This is a genomic window from Vibrio sp. 10N.222.49.C9 (genome assembly GCF_041474985.1).
GTDB lineage: Bacteria > Pseudomonadota > Gammaproteobacteria > Enterobacterales > Vibrionaceae > Vibrio > Vibrio crassostreae_C.
The window spans coordinates 1-278 of record NZ_JBFRVD010000761.1 but is presented as its reverse complement, the minus strand read 5'-3'; the positions used below and the strand labels follow the sequence as shown (position 1 = coordinate 278).

Below are 278 nucleotides of genomic sequence, written 5' to 3'. Positions count from 1 at the left end.
ATACTATTTGCAGCAGCTTACTGTTTATGGTTTCAAGGTTGCCAAATAGGCGTATGGTCTCTAATGCTTCGTCACTCAAGGCCTGCGCTTCATCAATCAAGGCAACAACAGGTTTCCCTGCTTCTCTTAGTTCCACCAGCTTACGCTGAACATTGTCAACAATGGCTCTAGAGTCACTGGTGTCCACTTGCAACTCATTAGCGATCGCAAAGCGAATGCCATCACCGTCTAGTACTGGGTTGGGTAAATAAACCAATGAATAGTCATGCTCAAGTTGC

The 278-nt window shown here is 45.3% G+C and carries 1 protein-coding gene; it reads right to left on the bottom strand.

Annotated features, from left to right (window positions below; genetic code table 11):
* Window positions 1-278, bottom strand: a 278-nt coding sequence (locus AB4585_RS25460; protein ID WP_372171566.1) for an AAA family ATPase, incomplete at both ends; no start/stop codon positions are given.